This is a genomic window from Nocardia sp. NPDC058633, assembly GCF_042717045.1.
GTDB lineage: Bacteria > Actinomycetota > Actinomycetes > Mycobacteriales > Mycobacteriaceae > Nocardia.
In genome coordinates this window covers 179,646-197,968 of sequence record NZ_JBHXRA010000009.1, presented here as the reverse complement: position 1 = coordinate 197,968, position 18,323 = coordinate 179,646, and the positions used below count along the sequence as shown (strand labels likewise).

Here is an 18,323-nt window from a genome sequence, read left to right as displayed (position 1 = left end):
TCATCCCGTTATCGCCTTGTGAGGTGTGAGCCGCGACTTGCGAGCAATTTGCTGGAAGGCTGTCCATGGGCACGAAACACTGCGCATCCGAGTGGAGGTTGTGTGAGGCGAAGAATGGGCAATGCCTTCAGCGATCGGCTCTATTTCGCAGGCCCCGCGTCTGCCTCCGACGTTGCCGGGGCCAGACCCGAATATGTCGTCGACGCGGCCATTGTGATGATCGCCGAAGAGATCGTGCGCACGGGTTTCGATGCCGAAGACGCCATGCACCAGCGGCTGCGAAGGTTCTGCGCACACGCGAAAGCTGAAGGCGCGATGGTGAATTGCCTTCTCGGCGCCGCGACCGCCGTCGAGGACGGCGGGGTGGTTCCCTTTGTCGGTCGGGTGGTCGGCAGGCTCGGGAACGCGGAGTTGTTGTTCGATCTCGCGCTGGGTGAATCAGGTATCGATCCGTTCGACGGGAATCCCGTGCGGAATTCGGTCGGGCCCGCCACCATGACGGAACTCGATTTCGAATTCGTCATCGCTCAGGTGAGCGAGCTGGTCGATAACCTGTTGCTACCGAATTACCTGGCGTTGCTGGAATGGCGTGACCTCACCGGGGACGCGCCACGATCTCGTCGGCCGGAGCAGTCGGCCGCGTTGCTGTACGAGCTGAACGAACGGCTCGGCCCGGTCCTCGGCGAGATGCCGCTGGCCTGGCTGTTGCTGCACTATGCCGAGTTCGGTCTCGCGCCGCTGGCCGACTCGATCCATCGCGCGCTGCTGCGCACAAATTCCGCCGACGCCGTGGCCGCGGCGCGAACGGCGGCGGCGGCGCTCACCGCGATGTCGTTCGTGTCCCCCTCGGCCCGCCTGGGAGATCTTCCGGTGGTGTCGCGCCGCCGCAGGCATCAGCCCACGCTGGTCACCGGCAACCACGTCATGGCCGATCTCGTCTGCGCGCTGTCGCGGTGCGATACCGCCAACGGCTGGCAGGCCGACGCGCAATTGTTGCGAACCGCCGACGCGCAGACGGTCGGCTGGTTGCTCGTCGAGGATCGGCGCCATCGTCGCGAATCTCGCGGCAACCGCAGCGATCTCATGGCATCGGCGATCGGGCTCGAGATCATGCTCGGTGTCGATCACATGTCCGGTTCGTCCGCTGTGCCGGTGCAGTCACCATCGTCGACCGCGATCACCGCCGAATTGCTGCACATCCTGCGTCTGCCCTGGGACCAGATCCCAGAATCGGCGCGCTACACCCCGCGTCACCTCGACGGTGCTCTGCGCCTGGCCGGTTGCGCGGTGGAGGTGATGGGCCCGGGCGCCGAGGCCATGCCCGACATCCTCCGCCGGGCAGCGCACCGGGCGGTTCCCGCGCTGAGCGCCCGACCGGAACCGCCGATCTACCTCCAGGGCGCGCTGGCCCTGCTCGAGGCCTGGCATCGCGGGGGAGCACCCCGGACCCGCCCCCTGCTCGAGGCGACCGAACCCATTGCCCCCGTGGTCTTCACCACGCTCCTGCTGATCGGCGCCGCTCTACTGGAAATGCTGGCCGAGGAGTTCGACGCGGATGTGACGCATGTGCTCGACGCGCTCGAGACGCGACTACGGGCCCGCGACCCACTGACCGAATGACGGCGCCGGGCCGCGGGCTTCAGCGGAGGTAGCCGACAACTTGGGGCACGGCGTCGACCAGGTGCTGGGCGACAATCGGTCGACCGAGCATGGTGAACACCCACTCCTGGTGGGGGCGGTGCAGTTTGCCGACGACGATGCCGGTGTGGGCGCCGACGGTGTCGAGGTCGATGCGAAGCAGTTCGATGCCGGTGACATTGTCGACGACGCGACAGAAGCCGTTCCGGATCTGGTCGAACCGTTGGCCCGTGTAGCAGGTCACCAGGAACACGATCGTGGTGACGGCGGGATCGAGCCGGGTGAGGTCGGCGACGATGACCTCGTTGTCGCCGTCACCGTCGCCGGTGACACTGTCGCCGAGGTGGCGCAGCGCTCCGTCGCGCGAGGTCAACTGCTCGTGGAAGGCGCCGTCGACGAAATCTTCGCCGGCGAACGACAGCGCCGCGGCGTTGAGGTCGATCTCGTCTCGGCGCGCGTACGTTCCGTCGGCGCGGGCGGGGTCCCATCCGAGACCCATGCTGAGGTGGGTGAGTGCGTGCGGCATGCGGTACTCCTGGCTGAACGGGTAGGTGCCCGTCACCGGTAGAACCCCACTCGATCGGGCTCGAGCCGGGTTGTCGACCAGACTTCCCGACTTGCCGACCCATAAACATCCCGTAAAGACCACGCCCACCACAAGTCTCCGGCCGGATTCCGGTTGTCGCACGGCCCATCTCGACGGCGTGCAGCGCCCGCTTCGACGAACGTGGCCGGTGCCAGATCTCGATCGGCGACTCTCGGGACACAGGTCACCAACAGGCATTATGTGACTAGCAACAACAATGCGGCGAAGTGTTGCCGATGGCGGTGATGGGGTCGAAGGTGAGTATCTGGGAGTATTCGTCCCACACACCGAACCTACGGCGATCGCCTCACGACCGACGGTTCGGGATCGAGCTTTTCGGATTCGACATCGGAGTCAGATGAACAGCTTGCTCGAAAGCCATCGCGGATGGGTTGCCGATATCTTCGCCGACGGATTGTACGGACGCAGCGAAGACCCCGACCCCCGCGCGACGGTCGCGATCGACGCCCACCCGCTGTCGTCGGAAGATCGGCACCCGCGCCGGCAGGAGGAGGTGATCGGGTGGCGCGCCCTGTGCTCCTGCGAGAGCTGGCACGGGCGAACCTGGCTACGCGCCGAACGAGCCGCCGACCACGCCCCGGCAGCGCGCGTGCTGTATTGCCCGACCGGCCGACTCGACCCGGGCCTGGCACGCCTGGTGCTCGCGGAATGGGACTACCACCAGCGCGAGATGCAGGTGCTGATCCCGGTGCGGCTGGCGTTCGAGGACACCACGTCGGCGCAGCAGCGGCTCGTCGAGGCTGTCCGGTTCGTGCGCGCGTCGGGCGCCTCCTGGGAAGCGGTCGCCCGGGTGATCAGCGCGCCGTCGGCCGAAGCCGCCGAACAGCAGTTCAGCGATTGGACGACTCCGCGACATCACGTGGCGAAATTGCGCATACCGTAACCGCCGTCGTGCGGGAACCGCCGCACGGCGGTGTCCGACGGTCGACGCCTGGATTCCGCTCAGCCTGAACGCAATACTGGTCGCCCGCCTGTTCTCGGTGGTTTGGTGTGACCAGATCGTCCGGGTTCGAGCGAAAGGCTTCCTTATGTCCGTCGATGACGTAACTGTCCCCCATGTGCGGGTGGTCAAGCTCGGTGCGCATATCGGCGCGCGCATCGACGGGGTCCGGCTCGGTGGTGGCCTGGACGCGCTGTCGGTGGCCACCCTCCGCGCCGCGCTCGACGAGCACAAGGTGATCTTCTTCCAGGGCCAGCACCACCTCAGCGAGGACGGGCAGTACGCCTTCGCGCAACTGCTCGGCGAGCCGACCAGCCCGCACCCGACCGTCACCTCGGCGGGTGCCAAGAGCTTGGCCATCGACTCGCGCCGGACTCGCTCCAATGTCTGGCACACCGATGTCACCTTCGTCGATCGGGTCCCGAAGGCCTCGATCCTGCGTGCGGTCGCGCTGCCCGGCTACGGCGGTTCGACCACCTGGGCCTCCACCGTCGCCGCCTACAACGCGCTGCCCGAGCCGCTGCAGCGACTCGCCGAGAGCCTGCGCGCGCGCCATACGAACCGCTACGACTATGCCGCCGAGATCGAGGATCGTCGCGTCGAGTCAGAGAACGCCTACCGCAGCGAGTTCGAGTCCACCTATTTCGAGACCGAGCATCCCGTGGTGGAAGTACACCCCGAGACCGGCGAGCGAGCACTGCTGCTCGGGTGCTTCGTCAAGGAGATCGTCGGGGTGTCGAGCAGCGAGTCACGGGCGCTGCTGCGGCTGTTCCAGGACCGGATCACCCGCCTGGAGCACACCACGCGCTGGAACTGGTCGCTGGGCGACGTCGCGATCTGGGACAACCGGGCCACCCAGCACTACGCCATCGACGACTACGACAGCAGCGAGCACCGCAGACTCACCCGCATCACGCTGGGCGGACCGGTTCCCGTCGGAGTCGACGGCCGTGCGAGCACCGTGATCGCCGGCGACGCCGAGCGATACGCCGCCCCGCTCGCGCGGGTGGCGTGACCGGCATCGACCGCCACCAGCTCGCGCGCGTCCCCGGACGAACACTCGGTATCGACTATTCTGCGACGGCACATTCGACCGTGGATCACACGCGAACAGCTACCCACTGGCTCAGTCCGACGACGGGAATGCCGTGAATTTGTGGAGCTATGTCCAGGGCCGAGGCGAGGTGCTGGCCTTCCTCACCTACCAACACGCGTCGCTGGCGTTTCAGACGGTGCTGGTCGGGACCGTCGTCGCGATTGTCATCGCGGTGGCGGTGTACCGCTTACCGCTGGCCTCGGCGCTGACCCTGACATCGAGCCGGGTGGCGCTGACCATCCCGTCGCTGGCGCTGCTGGCGTTGCTGCTCGTCCCGTTCGGCCTCGGGGTGGTGCCCTCGTTCATCATGCTGGCGTTCTTCGCGGCACTTCCGGTGATCGGCAACTCGATCGTGGGCCTGCGATCGGTGCCTGCGGCGGTCGTCGAATCCGCGCGTGGCATCGGACTCTCCCGGTGGCGGATCCTGCTCACCGTGGAACTGCCGATCGCCTGGCCGGTGATTCTCACCGGCATCAGGGTCTCGACGCAGATGATCGTCGGTGTCGCCGCGATCGTGGCCTACGTTCTCGGACCCGGCCTCGGCTCGCTGATCTTCAACGGCCTGTCGCGTCTCGGTGGTGCGAATGCCCTCGAAATGGCGCTCACCGGAACGATTCTCATCGTCGCCATCGCGTTGGTCTTCGACGCGCTCCTCGTCCTGCTCGGACGCCTCACGATTGCCAAGGGACTGTGATGACCGATGTGACCAGCCAGCCCGCGCCGACGACGCCGCAGCGCCATGTGACCGGCGATTCCATCACCTTGGACGGGGTCGTCAAGCGCTACAGGGGCCAGGACACGCCCGCGGTCGAGCGGCTCGACCTCGAGATCGACGCCGGCGATATCGTCGCGTTCGTCGGGCCCTCGGGATGCGGGAAGACCACCACGCTCAAGATGATCAACCGGCTGATCGAACCGACCGAGGGACGGATCTTCATCGGCGGCCGCGACGTGACGCGGGAGGATCCCGACAAACTGCGCCAGTCGATCGGGTATGTCATCCAATCCGGCGGCCTGTTCCCGCACTGGTCGGTCGCCAAGAACGTCGGCGCGATCCCGCGGGTGCTCGGCTGGGACAAGAAGCGGATCGCCGAGCGCACCGAATACCTCCTCGACCTGGTCGGTCTCGACCCGGCCACGTTCGCCGATCGGCTGCCCAAGGACATGTCCGGTGGCCAGCAGCAGCGCGTCGGCGTCGCCCGTGCGCTCGCGGCCGACCCGCCGGTGCTGCTGATGGACGAACCGTTCGGGGCCGTCGACCCGATCACCCGGGTCCGCCTGCAGGACAGTCTGATCGCGATCCAGCACGAACTCGGCAAGACCATCGTGATCGTCACCCACGACTTCGAGGAAGCCACCAAACTCGGCGACAAGGTACTCATCCTGTCCGAGGGCGGGCACGTGGAGCAGTACGCCACACCGGAGGAGATCCTCACCGACCCGGCGACCCCGTTCGTGGAGGAATTCGTCGGATCCGGCGCGAAACTGGCCTATCTCACGGTGTCACGGGTGCGCGATGTGGCGGTCGACCCGGTCACCACCGCCCGGATCGGGGAATCCGCGCAGGTCGTGATCGGGCGGGCGAAGGCCGCGGGACACACCTGGGTGGTGGTCGTCGACGAGGCGGGTCGGCCGCGGTCGTGGCCCTCGCTGACCGAGGTGGCGAGCAAGCCGGAGGTTTCGGACTATCTGGACCGTCGCCTGCCCGTGGTGGCCAAGTCCTCGACGCTCAACGACGCGCTCGATGCCATGCTCGCGGCGAGCCAGGGCGCCACCCTGGTCACCGACGGTCGGGGCGCCGTGGTGGGCTCGCTGAACATCGGCTCGGTGACCGATGTGATTCAAACCAAGCTCGCCGAGGGGCACGCCGCCGTCGAGGACCCGTCCTACGAAACCTACGTCGACGGTTCCGATCCCACGCCCACTCCGGTCGTCGCCGCCGACGACGAACCCGGATCGGCCGGACCGGCATGACTCGGCTGCGCCGGGTGCCGATCGACGTGTGGTTCGAACCGCTGATCATCGCGGTGATCGGGATCGGCTACCTGCTCTGGTATCGGTCGTCGACGTTCACCGCGACCGAACAGGCCTCGCTCGGCTGGGCCAATCTGCAGACCACGATCCTCGAGCACATCCGGCTCACGGTGGTCGCCACGCTGATCGTGGTGCTCGTGGCGATCCCGCTCGGCATCGCGTTGACCAGGCCCGCGTTGCAACGGCTCGAACCGATCGCGGTCAACCTCGCCAATGTCGGTCAGGCCGCGCCCGCCGTCGGTTTGCTCGTGCTGTTCACCTTCTGGCTGGGCACCGGATTCCGTACGGCGGTGGTCGGTCTCGTCGTCTACGCGATCCTGCCGATCCTGCAGAACACGATCGTCGGGCTGCGGCAGGTGGACCATCGCACCATCGAAGCCGCCCGCGGGATCGGCTTCTCGGCCGCACGGACCCTGGTGCAGGTCGAATTGCCGCTCGCGGTGCCGGTGATCCTCAACGGAGTGCGCACCGCCCTGGTCATCCTGGTCGGCACCGCGACGTTGAGTACGTTCATCGGCGCGACCAGCCTTGGCACCCTGATCACGACGGGGGTCACCCTGTTCCTGCCCAAGCTGCTCATCTCCGGCGCCGTGCTCGTGGGGCTGTTGGCGTTGACCATCGACTGGCTCGGGCGACTCGTCGAACTGGCCGCTACCCCACGAGGTGTCTCATGAGACGAGCACGACTGGTCCCGGTGGTCTGCGCGCTGATCGCCACGATCTCCCTGGTCGTGGGGTGTGGGCTGGTGAGTTCGTCGGGTACCTTCCACGACGCGAGTCTGCCCGGCGGCGAACGTCCACTCGACGGCGCGAAGGTGGTGGTCACCTCGAAGAGCTTCACCGAGGGCGTGCTGCTCGGCAAGATCACCGCGACCTACCTGGCCGCCGCGGGCGCCGCGGTCACCGATCTGACCGGCGCTCCGGGTTCGGCCTCGTCACGGCAGGCTCAGCTCAACGGCGACGCCGACGTGCTGTGGGAGTACACCGGCACCGGCTGGGTCAACTACCACAACGAGACCGAGACGATCGTGGACCCGCAGGAACTCTGGCAGCGCGTCCACGATGTCGAGAAGCGTGATCACGACCTGGAATGGCTGGCCCCGTCCAACTTCAACGACACCTACGCCTTCGGTGCGTCGACGCCGACCGCGCAGCGACTGGGCGTCGAGTCTCTCTCGGATGTGGCCGCACTGCCGGTCGCCGAGCGAACCTTCTGTGTCGACGACGAATTCTTCAGCCGCTCGGACGGTTTCATTCCGATGCTGCAGAAGTACGGAATTCCTTACAACGATCCCAACGGTGTTCCCGCGGGCAACGTCACCCGCATGGACGCCGGCGTCGTCTACACCGCCACCGCCGAAGGCGCCCCCTGCCATTTCGGCATGGTCTACACCACCGACGGTCGCGTCAAGAACCTGAATCTGCTCGTCCTGGAAGACGACAAGAAATTCTTCCTCCCCTACAGCGGCACCGCGGTCGTCCGCGGCGCGGTCCTCGAGGCGCACCCCGAACTGCGCGGACTCCTCGACACGATCTCCGCACGCCTGACCGACGATCTGATGCGAGAGCTCAACGGCCGCGTCGACATCGACGGCGAAGACCCCGCCGACGTCGCCTACGACTGGCTGAAAAGCGCGAACTTGATCGAATGATGCCGCACGCCTTCGTGAGTGGACGCGGGCGTAGGTGAGCGAGCAGCGAATCCCGGTCAGGACTCGGCGATCGTCTTCGCGCGCACCAGGATGTCTTCGATCATCGCGGGAGTTACTCGGCCGGTGGCGGTATTGCGCTGGCTCACGTGATAGCTGCCGAGGACGGTCACCGATCGGCCGTCGGGATGGGTGAGACCGGCTTGGGCGCCGTGGGTGAAACGAGGCCGCGGTCGTGGCACATTCCAGCCGCCCGCCGTCAGGACCGTGAACAGGGCCTGCCATCCGAAGGCGCCGAGGACGACGATCACGCGCAGTGTCGGGCGGAGCAGTTCCAGCTCTCGGCTGAGGAACGGCGCGCAGCGGCGCCGTTCGTCGGGTGTCGGCTTGTTCTCCGGCGGGGCGCAGTGCACGGGCGCGGTGAGCCGGATGTTCAGCAGTTCGATGCCGTCGTCGCGGCTGACCGGGTGCGCGCCGGTGGCCGATCCGACCGCGTGGAGCGCGCCGAACAGGACGTTGCCGCTCGGGTCGCCGGTGAACATTCGTCCGGTCCGGTTTCCGCCGTGGGCGGCGGGGGCGAGGCCGACCACGAGAATCTCCGCGTCGGTGGGCCCGAAGCCGGGCACGGGCCGTCCCCAATACTGTTCGTGGCGGAATGCCGCACGCTTGACCACGGCGACTTCTTCGCGCCAGGCGACGAGACGGGGGCAGGCACGACAGGTGCAGATCAAGCGATCGAGTGCGTCGATATCGGGGGTGTCCGGCGCCGCATGCGGGGCTGTTTCCGGGTCCTCGCCGGTCATCGGCCCAGTCTAGCCCGGGGCGCCGATGCGACTTCGAAACAGTTCGCCAGCCGAACTACCTGCGCGGTACCGTCGGTACCACGTACATTCGGGGGATGTTGTCCACCGAGATCGTGAGCGCCGACGGAGTCGTGCGCGGTCGTGCGGGTCGCCGAATCGCCCGCTGGCGTGCCCTGCCCTACGCGGCCCCACCCATCGGAGCGTTGCGGTTGCGTGCTCCCCAGCCGGTTCGACCGTGGACGGGGGTGCGGTCGGCGACCGAGTTCGGTTTCGCCGCGGTGCAGAATCCCAACGGTGCCCGAATCGGGCCGCGCACCTGGCAACCCACTGGGGAAGACTGCCTGACGCTCAATGTGACCGCTCCGGCGACACCGTCGCCGACCCCGCGCCCGGTCATGGTGTTCTTCCACGGCGGCGGATACCTGATCGGCACGTCGAGCATGTACTCCGGCGCGCGGCTGGCCGCGCGGGGCGACGTGATCGTGGTGTCGGTGAACTACCGCCTCGGCGCCCTCGGGTACGTCGACTTCAGCGAATTCTCCACGCCGGAAAGACCTTTCGAGTCGAACCTCGGACTCCGCGACCAGGTCGCCGCACTCGAGTGGGTGCGTCGCAATATCGCCGCGTTCGGCGGTGACCCGGACAATATCACCATCTTCGGCGAATCGGCCGGTGCGCACGCGGTGGTCAGCCTGATGGCGACACCTGCCGCGCGCGGCCTGTTCCATCGGGCGATCGCGCAGAGCGCTCCCGCCGATTGGACCTCGACACCGGACGAAGCGCGCCGCTTCGCCCGTCGCTGCCTGGAGCGGCTCGCCGCGACCGAGACCGACGCCGCGACCGTCCTGAGCGCGGTGTCAGCGAAGCAACTGTGTCGCGCGGGCGACCGTGCGCTCGGCCGCGCTCTGCGCGAAGAGCCCGGCAGCTTCCCCTACGCCCCGGTCGCCGACGGCGACTTCCTGCCGGAGAAGCCCTTGGACGCGATCGCGGCGGGCCACGCGCACCCGGTGCCGCTGATCATCGGCACCAACCGCGACGAGGCGACGCTGTTCCAGCGCTTCGCGAAGTCGGTTCCGCACACGCCCGAGCAGCTCAAATCGATCTTCGAACGCTACGAGCCCGGCACCGAGCAGCGGGTGACCAGCAGCTACCCCGGCTATCCGGCGGCGCGGACCGCAGTGCGGATCGGCGGCGACCATCTGTTCCTGCGACCGACGCTGGCCGTTCTCGAAGGCCACAGCCGATTCGCCCCGACGTACGCGTACCGGTACGACTATGCCCCGCGCGCACTGCACCTGGCGGGCCTCGGCGCCACCCACGCGCTCGACCTCGTTCCAGTCTTCGGCTGGGTCGACGGACCGATCGGCCGTGCGATGACCGCGGCTGGTGGCAGGCGGGCGTTCCTCGCCGTCCAGGACCACATCCAGGACAACTGGCTGAGCTTCGCCCGCACCGGCCGACCGCTCTCGCCCTGGACGCCCTACACCGCCGAACGCCGGACCACCTGCATCATCGACCATCCACCGCGCGTGCTGGTCGACCCGGACTCCGCGCAACGACAAGCGTGGCAAGGCATTCGGAAGTGTGAAGCATGACCGTAGAGCTCGCTGCCGGGCAGTTGGCCGAGCGCATCAAGGCGCTCTACGCCGCGGACGAGCAGATTCGTGCGGCGCGGCCCGACGAGGACGTTCACGCCATCGTGACGACCCCCGGGCTCGCGACGGCACGCATCGTCGAGACCGTCATGACGGCCTACGCCGACCGGCCCGCGCTCGGCACGCGCCGAACCGAACTAGTCCAGACCAGGGGACGGGCGACCCGAAAGCTGTTGCCGGAATTCGAGCTGCTCACCTACGGGCAGCTATGGGAACGCACGCGCGCGCTCGCGGCTGCCTGGCACCGCGACGGCGTCGTCGCGGGGGATTTCGTCGCCGTGCTCGGCTTCACCAGTGCCGACTACACCGTGCTCGACCTCGCCACGATCCACTGCGGTGGGGTCGCGGTGCCGCTGCAAGCGGGCGCGGGTCTGGAACAGCTGCGTTCGATCCTCGACGAGACCGGGCCGACCGTGTTCGCGGTCGATACCGCGCACCTCGACATCGCCGTCGACGCGATACTGGCCGGCACCACTGCACGCTCACTGATCGTGTTCGACCATCACCCCGACGACGACGATCACCGGGATGCGCTCGACGCGGCTCGAACACGTCTGCGGGCCGGGGGATCGGCCGTTGTGCCCCGCACCCTCGACGACACCATCGCACAGGGCCGCCGCGCCGACGAGGCGCCGCTGAACGTGCCCGCCGATGGCGAAGACCCCCTGGCCCTGCTGATCTACACCTCGGGCAGTACCGGCACACCCAAGGGTGCGATGTACACCCAGCGCCTGGTCGCGGTCGGCTGGCAGCCCGCGCGGCCGTTGGCGGCGATCAATGTCAACTTCCTGCCGATGAGCCATATCGCTGCCCGGCTCACTCTCAACAGCGTGCTCGCTCGTGGCGGCACCGCGTACTTCGCCGCGGCGCCGGACCTGTCCACCTTGTTCACCGACATCACGCTCGTGCGGCCCACCGAGATCTTCCTGGTGCCCCGAGTGTGCGACATGATCCTGCAGCGCTTCCGCCGAGCGGTGGGCGAGCGTGGCGACGCGGCCGTCGACGCGGTGAAAACGGAACTGCGCGAGCAGTTCCTGGGTGGCAGGCTGATGACGGCCTTGTGTGGCAGCGCGCCGATCGCCCCCGAGTTGCGCAGCTTCGTCGAATCGGTGCTGCTGCTGCGCCTACACGACGGCTACGGCTCCACCGAGACCGGCGGCGGAGTGATCTTCGATACGAAGGTGATGCGCCCGCCGGTACTGGACTACAAGCTCGTCGACGTGCCCGAACTCGGCTACTTCGGGACCGACAAGCCGTATCCGCGCGGTGAGTTGCTGCTCAAGACCACCACCATGATCGCGGGGTACTACCGCCGTCCGGAGGTGACCGCCGAGGTATTCGACGCCGACGGTTTCTGCCGCACCGGGGATGTGGTCGCGGAGTTGGCTCCCGACCGGTTGGCCTACGTCGACCGCCGCAACAATGTCCTCAAGCTCTCCCAGGGCGAGTTCGTAGCGGTGTCGCGACTGGAAGCGGTGTACGCGGGCGCCGATCTGGTGCGCCAGATCTATGTGTACGGCAGCAGTGAACGGTCCTATCTGCTGGCGGTCGTGGTACCGACCGAAGCCGCGCTCGCCGCGCCCGCCGACGAAGTGCGCGCCGCGGTGAGTGCGTCGCTGCACCGCGCGGCCGTCTCGGCGGAGCTGGAGCCGTACGAGATTCCGCGTGACTTCATCATCGAGACCGAACCGTTCTCGACCGTGAACGCGATGTTGTCCGGGGTAGGGAAACTGTTGCGGCCCAAGCTGAAACAGCGCTACGGGCAGCGTCTCGAGACGCTGTACGTCGAACTCGCGCGGGGACAGGAAGACGAACTGCAGCGGTTGCGCCGCGACGCGCCCACAATGCCGGTGTACGACACCGTCGCTCGTGCCGCCCGCGCGGTGCTCGGCGGTGACAGCACGGACCTGCGCCCCGATGCCCGGTTCGGTGACCTCGGCGGTGACTCGCTGGCGGCACTGTCGTATTCGACCTTGCTGCGGGAACTGTTGGGTGTGGATGTGCCGGTGAATGTGCTGCTCGGCCCGGACAGCGACTTGGCGCACATCGCCGATTACGTGCGACGGGAGCGCGAACCCGACACACACCGGGTCGATTCCGACGCGGTGCACGGTGTGGGCGCCACCGAGATTCGCGCCGCGGATCTGACGCTCGAGAAGTTCATGGATGTCACAGCTGCGGCGCGCGTACCCGCCGTTGCGCCGGCGAGGACGGTGTTGATCACCGGTGCGAACGGCTATCTCGGTCGCTTTCTTCTGCTGACCTGGCTGGAACGGCTCGCCCCGCAGGGCGGCACGGTGATCTGTGTGGTGCGTGGCGGTGATGCGGTCGCCGCCCGCGAGCGCCTCGACGCGGCGTTCGACACCGGCGACAGCGAACTCGCCGACCGCTTCCAGATCCTCGCGAAGGACACCCTGGAGGTATTGCCCGGCGACATCGGTGAACCGAATCTCGGGCTACCCCAGCCCACATGGGACCGCTTGGCCGCCGAGGTCGATCTGATCGTGCACTCCGCGGCGCTGGTGAACCATATGCTCCCGTATGCCCAGCTGTTCGGTCCGAATGTGGTCGGCACGGCCGAGATCATCCGGCTGGCGCTGACAACGACTCGCAAGCCGGTCAGCTACCTGTCCACGGTGGCGGTCGCGGCGCAAGGGGAGTCCTTCGCCGAAGACGGTGACGTGCGAACGATGAGTCCGATCCGCCGGCTGGATGGCTCGTACGCCAACGGCTACGGCAACAGCAAATGGGCGGGCGAGGTTCTGTTGCGCGAGGCAGCCGAGCGGTTCGGGCTGCCCGTCACGGTGTTCCGTTCGGACATGATCTTGGCGCACAGCCGTTTCCGCGGCCAGCTCAATGTGCCCGACGTCTTCACCCGGCTGCTGTTGAGCGTGCTCGCCACCGGCCTGGCGCCGAAATCGTTCTACCGCACCGATTCCCAGGGCCTACCGCAGCGCGCGCACTACGACGGACTACCGGCCGACTTCGTCGCCACGGCGATCACCGAACTCGGTGCGACCGCGACAAGCGGTTACCGCACCTACGACGTGCTCAACCCGCACGACGACGGCATCTCCCTCGACGTCTTCATCGACTGGCTGATCGAAACGGGTCACCACATCGTTCGCATCGACTCCTACGACGATTGGTTCGCTCGCTTCGAAACCGCCCTGCGCGCCCTCCCCGAACCGCAGCGCAAACACACCCTGTTGCCGCTGCTCGACGCCTATCGCAGGCCCGGGCGTCCGTTGGCCGGCTCGGCCCTGCCCGCGGACGGATTCCACGCCGCCGTCCGTGCCGCCGGGATCGGCCCCGACCACGACATCCCGCACCTGCCGGCAGATCTCATCGCCAAGTACGTTCGCGACCTGACCCATCTCGGCCTGCTGGAGTAGTCCTCACGGAGTGGGCCGGGCGATCCACGAGTGCCAGGGACCACCCAGGATCAGGTCGGCCAGACGTTGGTAACCACCGTTGCCGGGGTGGGCGCCGTCGCCCTCTCCGGCTTCGCGGATCCAGGTAGGGTCCGCGGCCAATTCCCTTGTGGTGGCGACGAACGGCACATCGTGTGTGGCGCACAGTTGCGCCATGCCGTCGGCGAGATCGGCCGTGCGTTCGAGGTGCTCCTCGCCGCCGTCCACGACAGGTGGTGGGCCGATCACCAGCGGATGGATCGCGCGCTCTCGGCTTTCGGTCAGCAGGGTGTCGAGGTTGCGCAGGCACTGCGTCCTGCCCACCCGCACAGTGCCGTCTTCGATGACCGCGTCGTTGCTGCCGAAGGAGATCACCAGGCGGTTGTCGGCGGCGGGCAGGATGCGCGGGTCGACCTCGCGCCAGCAGCGGCGCACGACGTCGGCGGAGGTGTTGCGCCGGATGCCGAGGTTGAACGCGGTGATGGCGGGTCCGGTCGCGATGAGCACGCGGCCGACCCAGCCGCGGTACTCCGGGTCGCCGATGCCCTGGACGAAGGAGTCGCCGATGAAGCAGATACGCAGATCTTCGTTCATTCCGGCAAGAGTACGAGGCGGGGGAGGGGAGCGTGCCGCTCGGTCGAACCGGTGCTGGGGGAGCGGGGAAGCCAAGGGACAGTAGAAGTTCGAATGGTGCAGTCGGCGTTGCCCACACCGGTGGTCTCGGTCGCCCGACTTCCGAGGTGAGGTAATTAATCGAGATACTGAGATATATGCATCTAACTATGTCTCGCCGTTCACGGCGGATAGCTACCGCCGAAAACAAGCCCTAAACAAAACGCACAGAGGCCAGGGGCCTCGAAAGGGTGGGCGTTGCTGTAGTGGGGGACCGTGGGCGAGATGCCGATTGCTACGGCGGGGTCACTATGCGTGCGACGGCCGATACCGTCGCCGCGCGATGCTGCGCCAGGCGGTCACGGCCCGCGCTGGAACCGGCCCGCGCATGGGTCGCTGACGTGCGAGCCAGATCGGTCAGCATACGCAGCAGGATCGGGGCCGGGATCTCGGCGGTGATCAGTCCTTCGTGCTGGCCGTGGCGGAGCTCGGCGAGTTTCTGGTCGATGGTGCGCCGTAGCACTCCGGGCATGTCGCCCGCCGGTTCGAGTTCGGCCCAGGCTTGTAGGCGTGCGTTGTCCGGGTGGGCGATGAAGTGGTCGAACAGGCGGCCGACGTAGGCGGGAAGGTCGTCGGCGGACATCGCGGCTTCGACGCTGGTTTCGCTGGTCCAGCGCTCGGTGACCGCCGCGTAGAGCTCGTTCTTGCCGGGGAAGTAGGCGTAGAGCCGGTCTTTGCTGGCGTGCGCGGCGGCCGCGATGCGGTTGATCCGGGCGCCGGCGATGCCGAATTCGGCGAACTCCGCTTTCGCCGCGGCGAGTATTCGCTCCCTGGTTGCCTGTCCTGCCGCCCGCATGTGCCGAATCGTACCCCTTGCCGAACCATCTGGTTCGGAACTAAGGTCCAATGAGGAACCGGACGGTTCTGCAATCTGTGAGACGAGGGCTTGATGAGCGCGGACAAACCACGGTGGCAGCAACTCCGGGAGCAGGCGGAGGGTGTCACGACCGCGGAACTGGACCAGCTGTGGACCCGGCTACGCCCGGCCCGCGCCGAGGACATTCTCGGTGAATGGCGTGGTGATGCCTTCCAGACCGGTCACCCGCTGTGCCGTGCGCTGCCGGCGAGTCGCTGGTACGGCAAGAACTTCCTCGCCCTCGACGACGCGAAGCCGCTGATCTGTCGCGCCGAGGACGGCAGTCTGTTCTCGAATGTCGACATGGGCCAGGGGGAAGCGACCCTGTGGAACATCGAATTCCGCGGCGAGGTCACCGCGACCATGGTCTACGACGGCCGCGCGGTGTTCGACCATTTCAAGTGGCTCGACGACACCACCCTGATGGGCATCATGAACGGCCGTCCCGAACTGGTTCTCGCCCACGGCGAATACTTCTACTTCTTGCTGGAACGGGTCTCCTGATGCGCACTACGGCGGTGTTGTCGCGCGATCCGGGGACGGAGTTCTCGGTGGAGCCGATCGAGGTCGACCGGCCGCGCGCCGGCGAGATCCTGGTGCGGATCGTCGCCGCCGGAATCTGTCACACCGATCTGGTGAGCCGCCGCGCGGGCGCGGCGGACCGTCCGATCCTGCTGGGACACGAAGGCGCTGGGGTCGTCGAGGCGGTCGGGTCCGAGGTGCGCACGGTCCGGCCCGGCGATCACGTCGTGCTGACGTTCCGGCACTGCGGTGCCTGCCGCAACTGTGCGGCGGGGCGTCCTGCCTACTGTCACCGCTCGACCGCGCTCAACCAGTTCGGGCGGCGAGCACACGACCAACCCCGCGTGCTCGTCGACGGGTCTCCGGTCCTGGACGGATTCTTCGGTCAGTCCAGTTTCGCCGGCTACGCGCTGACCACCGAGGACAACACGATAGTGATCGACCCCGCGATCGACCTCGCCGTGGCGGCGCCGTTCGGCTGCGGGTTCCAGACCGGCGCGGGCGCTGTGCTCAACGCCCTGCGTCCGGAGCCGGGTGCGTGGGTCGCCGTGTACGGCGCTGGGGCGGTGGGAATGGCGGCTGTGCTCGCTGCCCGCACGGTTGCCGATGTCCGCGTGGTCGTGGTCGAGCCATCCGCTGCGCGTAGGGAACTCGCTGTCGTACTGGGCGCCGACGCCGCGCTGGATCCCGCTGACGGCCCTACCGCGGCGCGCGTTCGCGAACTCACCGATGGTGGCGCGACCCACGCGCTCGACACGACCGGCGTCACGACCGTTCTCGCGGATGCCGTCGCGGCACTCGCCGTCGGGGCCACTGTGGTCGCGGTCGGTCTCGGCCGTGGCACGCCACCGGTGGACATCGGCGATCTCGTGTTGCACGGCAAGGCGATTCGCGGCTGTCTGGAGGGCGACAGTGTGCCTGCCACCTTCATTCCCCACCTGCTCGACCTGTATGCGACCGGTCGCTTTCCGGTCGAGCGCCTGATCGCGCGATACCCGCACACCGAGGTCGGCACCGCGCTGGCCGAGCAGCGCGCTGGCGCCGTCGTCAAGCCGGTGCTCACATGGTGAACATCCTCGAATCCCCGGACGTCGCATGACACTTCTCTACAACGACGCCCCGGCGATCCAGGGCGGCGAGACGGACGCGCGCACTCAACGCCGGCTCGCGGTGCTGAATGCCGCGCGCGCGGTCTTCGTCGCCCACGGCTACCACGGTGCGAGCATGGAGGACATCGGCGTCAGGGCCGGGCTGAGCAAGCCGGTGCTGTATACGCACTACGCGAGCAAGCTCGACCTGTATCTCGCTGTGCTGCAGGGTTATCTGGACCGGATGGTCGACGGGATCAGGGACGCGCTGGCCGATGCCGACGGTCAAGAGGACAAGGTGCGCCGCGCGGTGTTGGCCTATTTCGATTTCGTCGACGAGGACGCCGGTGGGCACACCTTGGTCTTCGAGTCGCCGGTGCCGAGCGAGCCGTGTGTGCGGTGGCGGGTGAGCAATGCCATGGGCGAATGCGCGGTGTTGGTCAGCGCCGAGCTGCGGGCGGCGGGGATGGACGATGTCCGCGCCTACGGGTGTGCGTTCGGCGTTGTCGGGGCCAGCCACCTGGCGGCCCGGCAGTGGCTCGACGCGGGTCGCCCGATCCCGAAGGGCGACGCTGTCGACACGGTGGTGGCGTTGTGCTGGAACGGATTGTCCGGAGTGCGGACCACGGACAGTTAGGGTCGAACCGCTCCCGGGAGCGCGGTGATGTCGTTCAGTTCGACGCCACCGGCAGTGGGCTGCCATCCAGGAGTTCCTCGCTGGGCAGTTGTCCGACGAGGACGGCGAGGGCACGCTTCCATCGTCGCAGTAGCGCCTCGCGTTCGCCGAGTGTGCCGGTGAGCATGGCGGTCATCGAGAGTCCGGTGAGCACGTCGATGGTGAACTCGACCAGGACCTCGGCGCGCGGATCGGAGGCATAGGGTTCGCCGAGTACCTCCAGGTAGAGCCTGCGCATTTCGGTGAAGACGCGACGTTCCTCGGTGACGAGTTGTTCGCGCAGTTCCGCGTCGGTGCGCGCGGCGACCCACAGGTCGAGTGCGATGTAGAAGGTGGGGCTGCTGAGGTCGCGCCAGGCGAGGTCGACGACGGATTGGAGTCGGTCGCGGCCGGGTGGGAGGAGTTCGGCCTCGCGCCGGAACTTCTCGAGTCGGGTGTCGACCACCTGGGTGGTGGCGGCGATGAGCAGCTCGGCTCTGGTGGGGAAGTGGTGTTGCACGGTGCCGCGGGCGAGCCCGGCGCGTTCCTGGACCGCGCTGACGGTGGTCGCCGCGTAGCCGCGTTCGAGCAGGCATTCGGCGGTGCAGGCCAGGATTCTGGCGCGGGTGGAGGCCCGACGTTGTGCCTGGGTCCGGCGCGGTGGTTGCACGGTCACCTAAGAAATCGTACGTCCTG

General features: G+C 67.6%; 17 protein-coding genes. 12 read left to right on the top strand and 5 right to left on the bottom strand.

Annotation, left to right across the window (positions count from 1 at the left end):
- Positions 1-102 precede the first annotated feature (102 nt).
- Positions 103-1,620 (top strand): hypothetical protein, encoded by a 1,518-nt coding sequence (locus ACFWUR_RS14265; protein WP_378906724.1) that lies wholly within the window; start codon positions 103-105, stop codon positions 1,618-1,620.
- Positions 1,621-1,639: 19 nt separating this feature from the next.
- Here ACFWUR_RS14265 and ACFWUR_RS14260 read toward each other — a convergent pair whose 3' ends face one another.
- On the bottom strand, positions 1,640-2,200 hold the full coding sequence (locus tag ACFWUR_RS14260; RefSeq protein WP_378906722.1) for a TerD family protein: 561 nt from the start codon (positions 2,198-2,200) through the stop codon (positions 1,640-1,642).
- A gap of 382 nt (positions 2,201-2,582) precedes the next feature.
- On the opposite strand from ACFWUR_RS14260, the gene ACFWUR_RS14255 reads away from it, so the two are divergent.
- The 6 genes from ACFWUR_RS14255 to ACFWUR_RS14230 all read left to right on the top strand — a co-directional run bounded on the left by ACFWUR_RS14255 (position 2,583) and on the right by ACFWUR_RS14230 (position 7,966).
- Entirely contained in the window at positions 2,583-3,128 is a 546-nt protein-coding gene (locus ACFWUR_RS14255; protein WP_378906720.1) for a hypothetical protein, read from the top strand.
- Positions 3,129-3,273: 145 nt separating this feature from the next.
- Complete coding sequence (locus tag ACFWUR_RS14250; protein ID WP_378906718.1) at positions 3,274-4,200, top strand: TauD/TfdA dioxygenase family protein; 927 nt, start codon at positions 3,274-3,276, stop codon at positions 4,198-4,200.
- Between the two features lie 133 nt (positions 4,201-4,333).
- Complete coding sequence (locus tag ACFWUR_RS14245) at positions 4,334-4,975, top strand: ABC transporter permease (RefSeq protein WP_378906716.1); 642 nt, start codon at positions 4,334-4,336, stop codon at positions 4,973-4,975.
- A complete protein-coding gene (locus ACFWUR_RS14240; RefSeq protein WP_378906714.1) occupies positions 4,975-6,255 on the top strand; it encodes an ATP-binding cassette domain-containing protein in 1,281 nt (426 codons plus the stop codon). The genes ACFWUR_RS14245 and ACFWUR_RS14240 overlap by 1 nt, the downstream gene beginning before the upstream one ends.
- Positions 6,252-6,989, top strand: a complete 738-nt coding sequence (locus ACFWUR_RS14235; protein ID WP_378906712.1) for an ABC transporter permease — start codon at positions 6,252-6,254, stop codon at positions 6,987-6,989. The genes ACFWUR_RS14240 and ACFWUR_RS14235 overlap by 4 nt, the downstream gene beginning before the upstream one ends.
- Positions 6,986-7,966, top strand: a complete 981-nt coding sequence (locus tag ACFWUR_RS14230) for a glycine betaine ABC transporter substrate-binding protein (protein WP_378906710.1) — start codon at positions 6,986-6,988, stop codon at positions 7,964-7,966. The genes ACFWUR_RS14235 and ACFWUR_RS14230 overlap by 4 nt, the downstream gene beginning before the upstream one ends.
- Before the next feature lie 56 nt (positions 7,967-8,022).
- Here ACFWUR_RS14230 and ACFWUR_RS14225 read toward each other — a convergent pair whose 3' ends face one another.
- Positions 8,023-8,766, bottom strand: coding sequence for a uracil-DNA glycosylase (locus ACFWUR_RS14225; RefSeq protein ID WP_378906708.1), 744 nt, complete (start codon positions 8,764-8,766; stop codon positions 8,023-8,025).
- A gap of 95 nt (positions 8,767-8,861) precedes the next feature.
- Here ACFWUR_RS14225 and ACFWUR_RS14220 point away from each other — a divergent pair, with 95 nt between their 5' ends.
- Both ACFWUR_RS14220 and car read left to right on the top strand, forming a co-directional pair.
- Positions 8,862-10,361, top strand: coding sequence for a carboxylesterase/lipase family protein (locus ACFWUR_RS14220; protein ID WP_378906706.1), 1,500 nt, complete (start codon positions 8,862-8,864; stop codon positions 10,359-10,361).
- Positions 10,358-13,816: a carboxylic acid reductase gene (car, locus tag ACFWUR_RS14215; protein ID WP_378906704.1), complete on the top strand. Its 3,459-nt coding sequence runs from the start codon at positions 10,358-10,360 to the stop codon at positions 13,814-13,816. The genes ACFWUR_RS14220 and car overlap by 4 nt, the downstream gene beginning before the upstream one ends.
- Positions 13,817-13,819: 3 nt before the next feature.
- On the opposite strand, the gene ACFWUR_RS14210 is transcribed toward car, so the two are convergent.
- Positions 13,820-14,428, bottom strand: a complete 609-nt coding sequence (locus tag ACFWUR_RS14210) for a GDSL-type esterase/lipase family protein (RefSeq protein ID WP_378906702.1) — start codon at positions 14,426-14,428, stop codon at positions 13,820-13,822.
- 313 nt (positions 14,429-14,741) lie between these two features.
- Positions 14,742-15,302 (bottom strand): TetR family transcriptional regulator, encoded by a 561-nt coding sequence (locus ACFWUR_RS14205; RefSeq protein WP_378906700.1) that lies wholly within the window; start codon positions 15,300-15,302, stop codon positions 14,742-14,744.
- 93 nt (positions 15,303-15,395) lie between these two features.
- Between ACFWUR_RS14205 and ACFWUR_RS14200 the strand changes: the two genes are divergently transcribed.
- The 3 genes from ACFWUR_RS14200 to ACFWUR_RS14190 are packed head-to-tail and all read left to right on the top strand — an operon-like array spanning position 15,396 to position 17,609.
- A complete protein-coding gene (locus ACFWUR_RS14200; RefSeq protein ID WP_378906698.1) occupies positions 15,396-15,866 on the top strand; it encodes a DUF4334 domain-containing protein in 471 nt (156 codons plus the stop codon).
- Entirely contained in the window at positions 15,866-16,954 is a 1,089-nt protein-coding gene (locus ACFWUR_RS14195; RefSeq protein WP_378906696.1) for an NAD(P)-dependent alcohol dehydrogenase, read from the top strand. The genes ACFWUR_RS14200 and ACFWUR_RS14195 overlap by 1 nt, the downstream gene beginning before the upstream one ends.
- Positions 16,955-16,979: 25 nt before the next feature.
- Complete coding sequence (locus ACFWUR_RS14190) at positions 16,980-17,609, top strand: TetR/AcrR family transcriptional regulator (RefSeq protein WP_378906694.1); 630 nt, start codon at positions 16,980-16,982, stop codon at positions 17,607-17,609.
- A 34-nt stretch (positions 17,610-17,643) separates the two neighbouring features.
- Here the strand turns inward: ACFWUR_RS14190 and ACFWUR_RS14185 are convergent, their stop codons facing one another.
- A complete protein-coding gene (locus tag ACFWUR_RS14185) occupies positions 17,644-18,303 on the bottom strand; it encodes a TetR/AcrR family transcriptional regulator (protein WP_378906692.1) in 660 nt (219 codons plus the stop codon).
- Positions 18,304-18,323: the final 20 nt, after the last annotated feature.

What these genes read in the sequence shown, in the direction of transcription:
- ACFWUR_RS14220 (WP_378906706.1), top strand. Translation starts at nt 8,862, where the DNA reads ATGTTGTCCACCGAGATCGTGAGCGCCGACGGAGTCGTGCGCGGTCGT.
- ACFWUR_RS14190 (WP_378906694.1), top strand. Translation starts at nt 16,980, where the DNA reads ATGACACTTCTCTACAACGACGCCCCGGCGATCCAGGGCGGCGAGACG.
- ACFWUR_RS14255 (WP_378906720.1), top strand. Translation starts at nt 2,583, where the DNA reads ATGAACAGCTTGCTCGAAAGCCATCGCGGATGGGTTGCCGATATCTTC.
- car (WP_378906704.1), top strand. Translation starts at nt 10,358, where the DNA reads ATGACCGTAGAGCTCGCTGCCGGGCAGTTGGCCGAGCGCATCAAGGCG.
- ACFWUR_RS14205 (WP_378906700.1), bottom strand. Translation starts at nt 15,302, where the DNA reads ATGCGGGCGGCAGGACAGGCAACCAGGGAGCGAATACTCGCCGCGGCG.
- ACFWUR_RS14240 (WP_378906714.1), top strand. Translation starts at nt 4,975, where the DNA reads ATGACCGATGTGACCAGCCAGCCCGCGCCGACGACGCCGCAGCGCCAT.
- ACFWUR_RS14200 (WP_378906698.1), top strand. Translation starts at nt 15,396, where the DNA reads ATGAGCGCGGACAAACCACGGTGGCAGCAACTCCGGGAGCAGGCGGAG.
- ACFWUR_RS14210 (WP_378906702.1), bottom strand. Translation starts at nt 14,428, where the DNA reads ATGAACGAAGATCTGCGTATCTGCTTCATCGGCGACTCCTTCGTCCAG.
- ACFWUR_RS14250 (WP_378906718.1), top strand. Translation starts at nt 3,274, where the DNA reads ATGTCCGTCGATGACGTAACTGTCCCCCATGTGCGGGTGGTCAAGCTC.
- ACFWUR_RS14195 (WP_378906696.1), top strand. Translation starts at nt 15,866, where the DNA reads ATGCGCACTACGGCGGTGTTGTCGCGCGATCCGGGGACGGAGTTCTCG.
- ACFWUR_RS14225 (WP_378906708.1), bottom strand. Translation starts at nt 8,766, where the DNA reads ATGACCGGCGAGGACCCGGAAACAGCCCCGCATGCGGCGCCGGACACC.
- ACFWUR_RS14230 (WP_378906710.1), top strand. Translation starts at nt 6,986, where the DNA reads ATGAGACGAGCACGACTGGTCCCGGTGGTCTGCGCGCTGATCGCCACG.
- ACFWUR_RS14235 (WP_378906712.1), top strand. Translation starts at nt 6,252, where the DNA reads ATGACTCGGCTGCGCCGGGTGCCGATCGACGTGTGGTTCGAACCGCTG.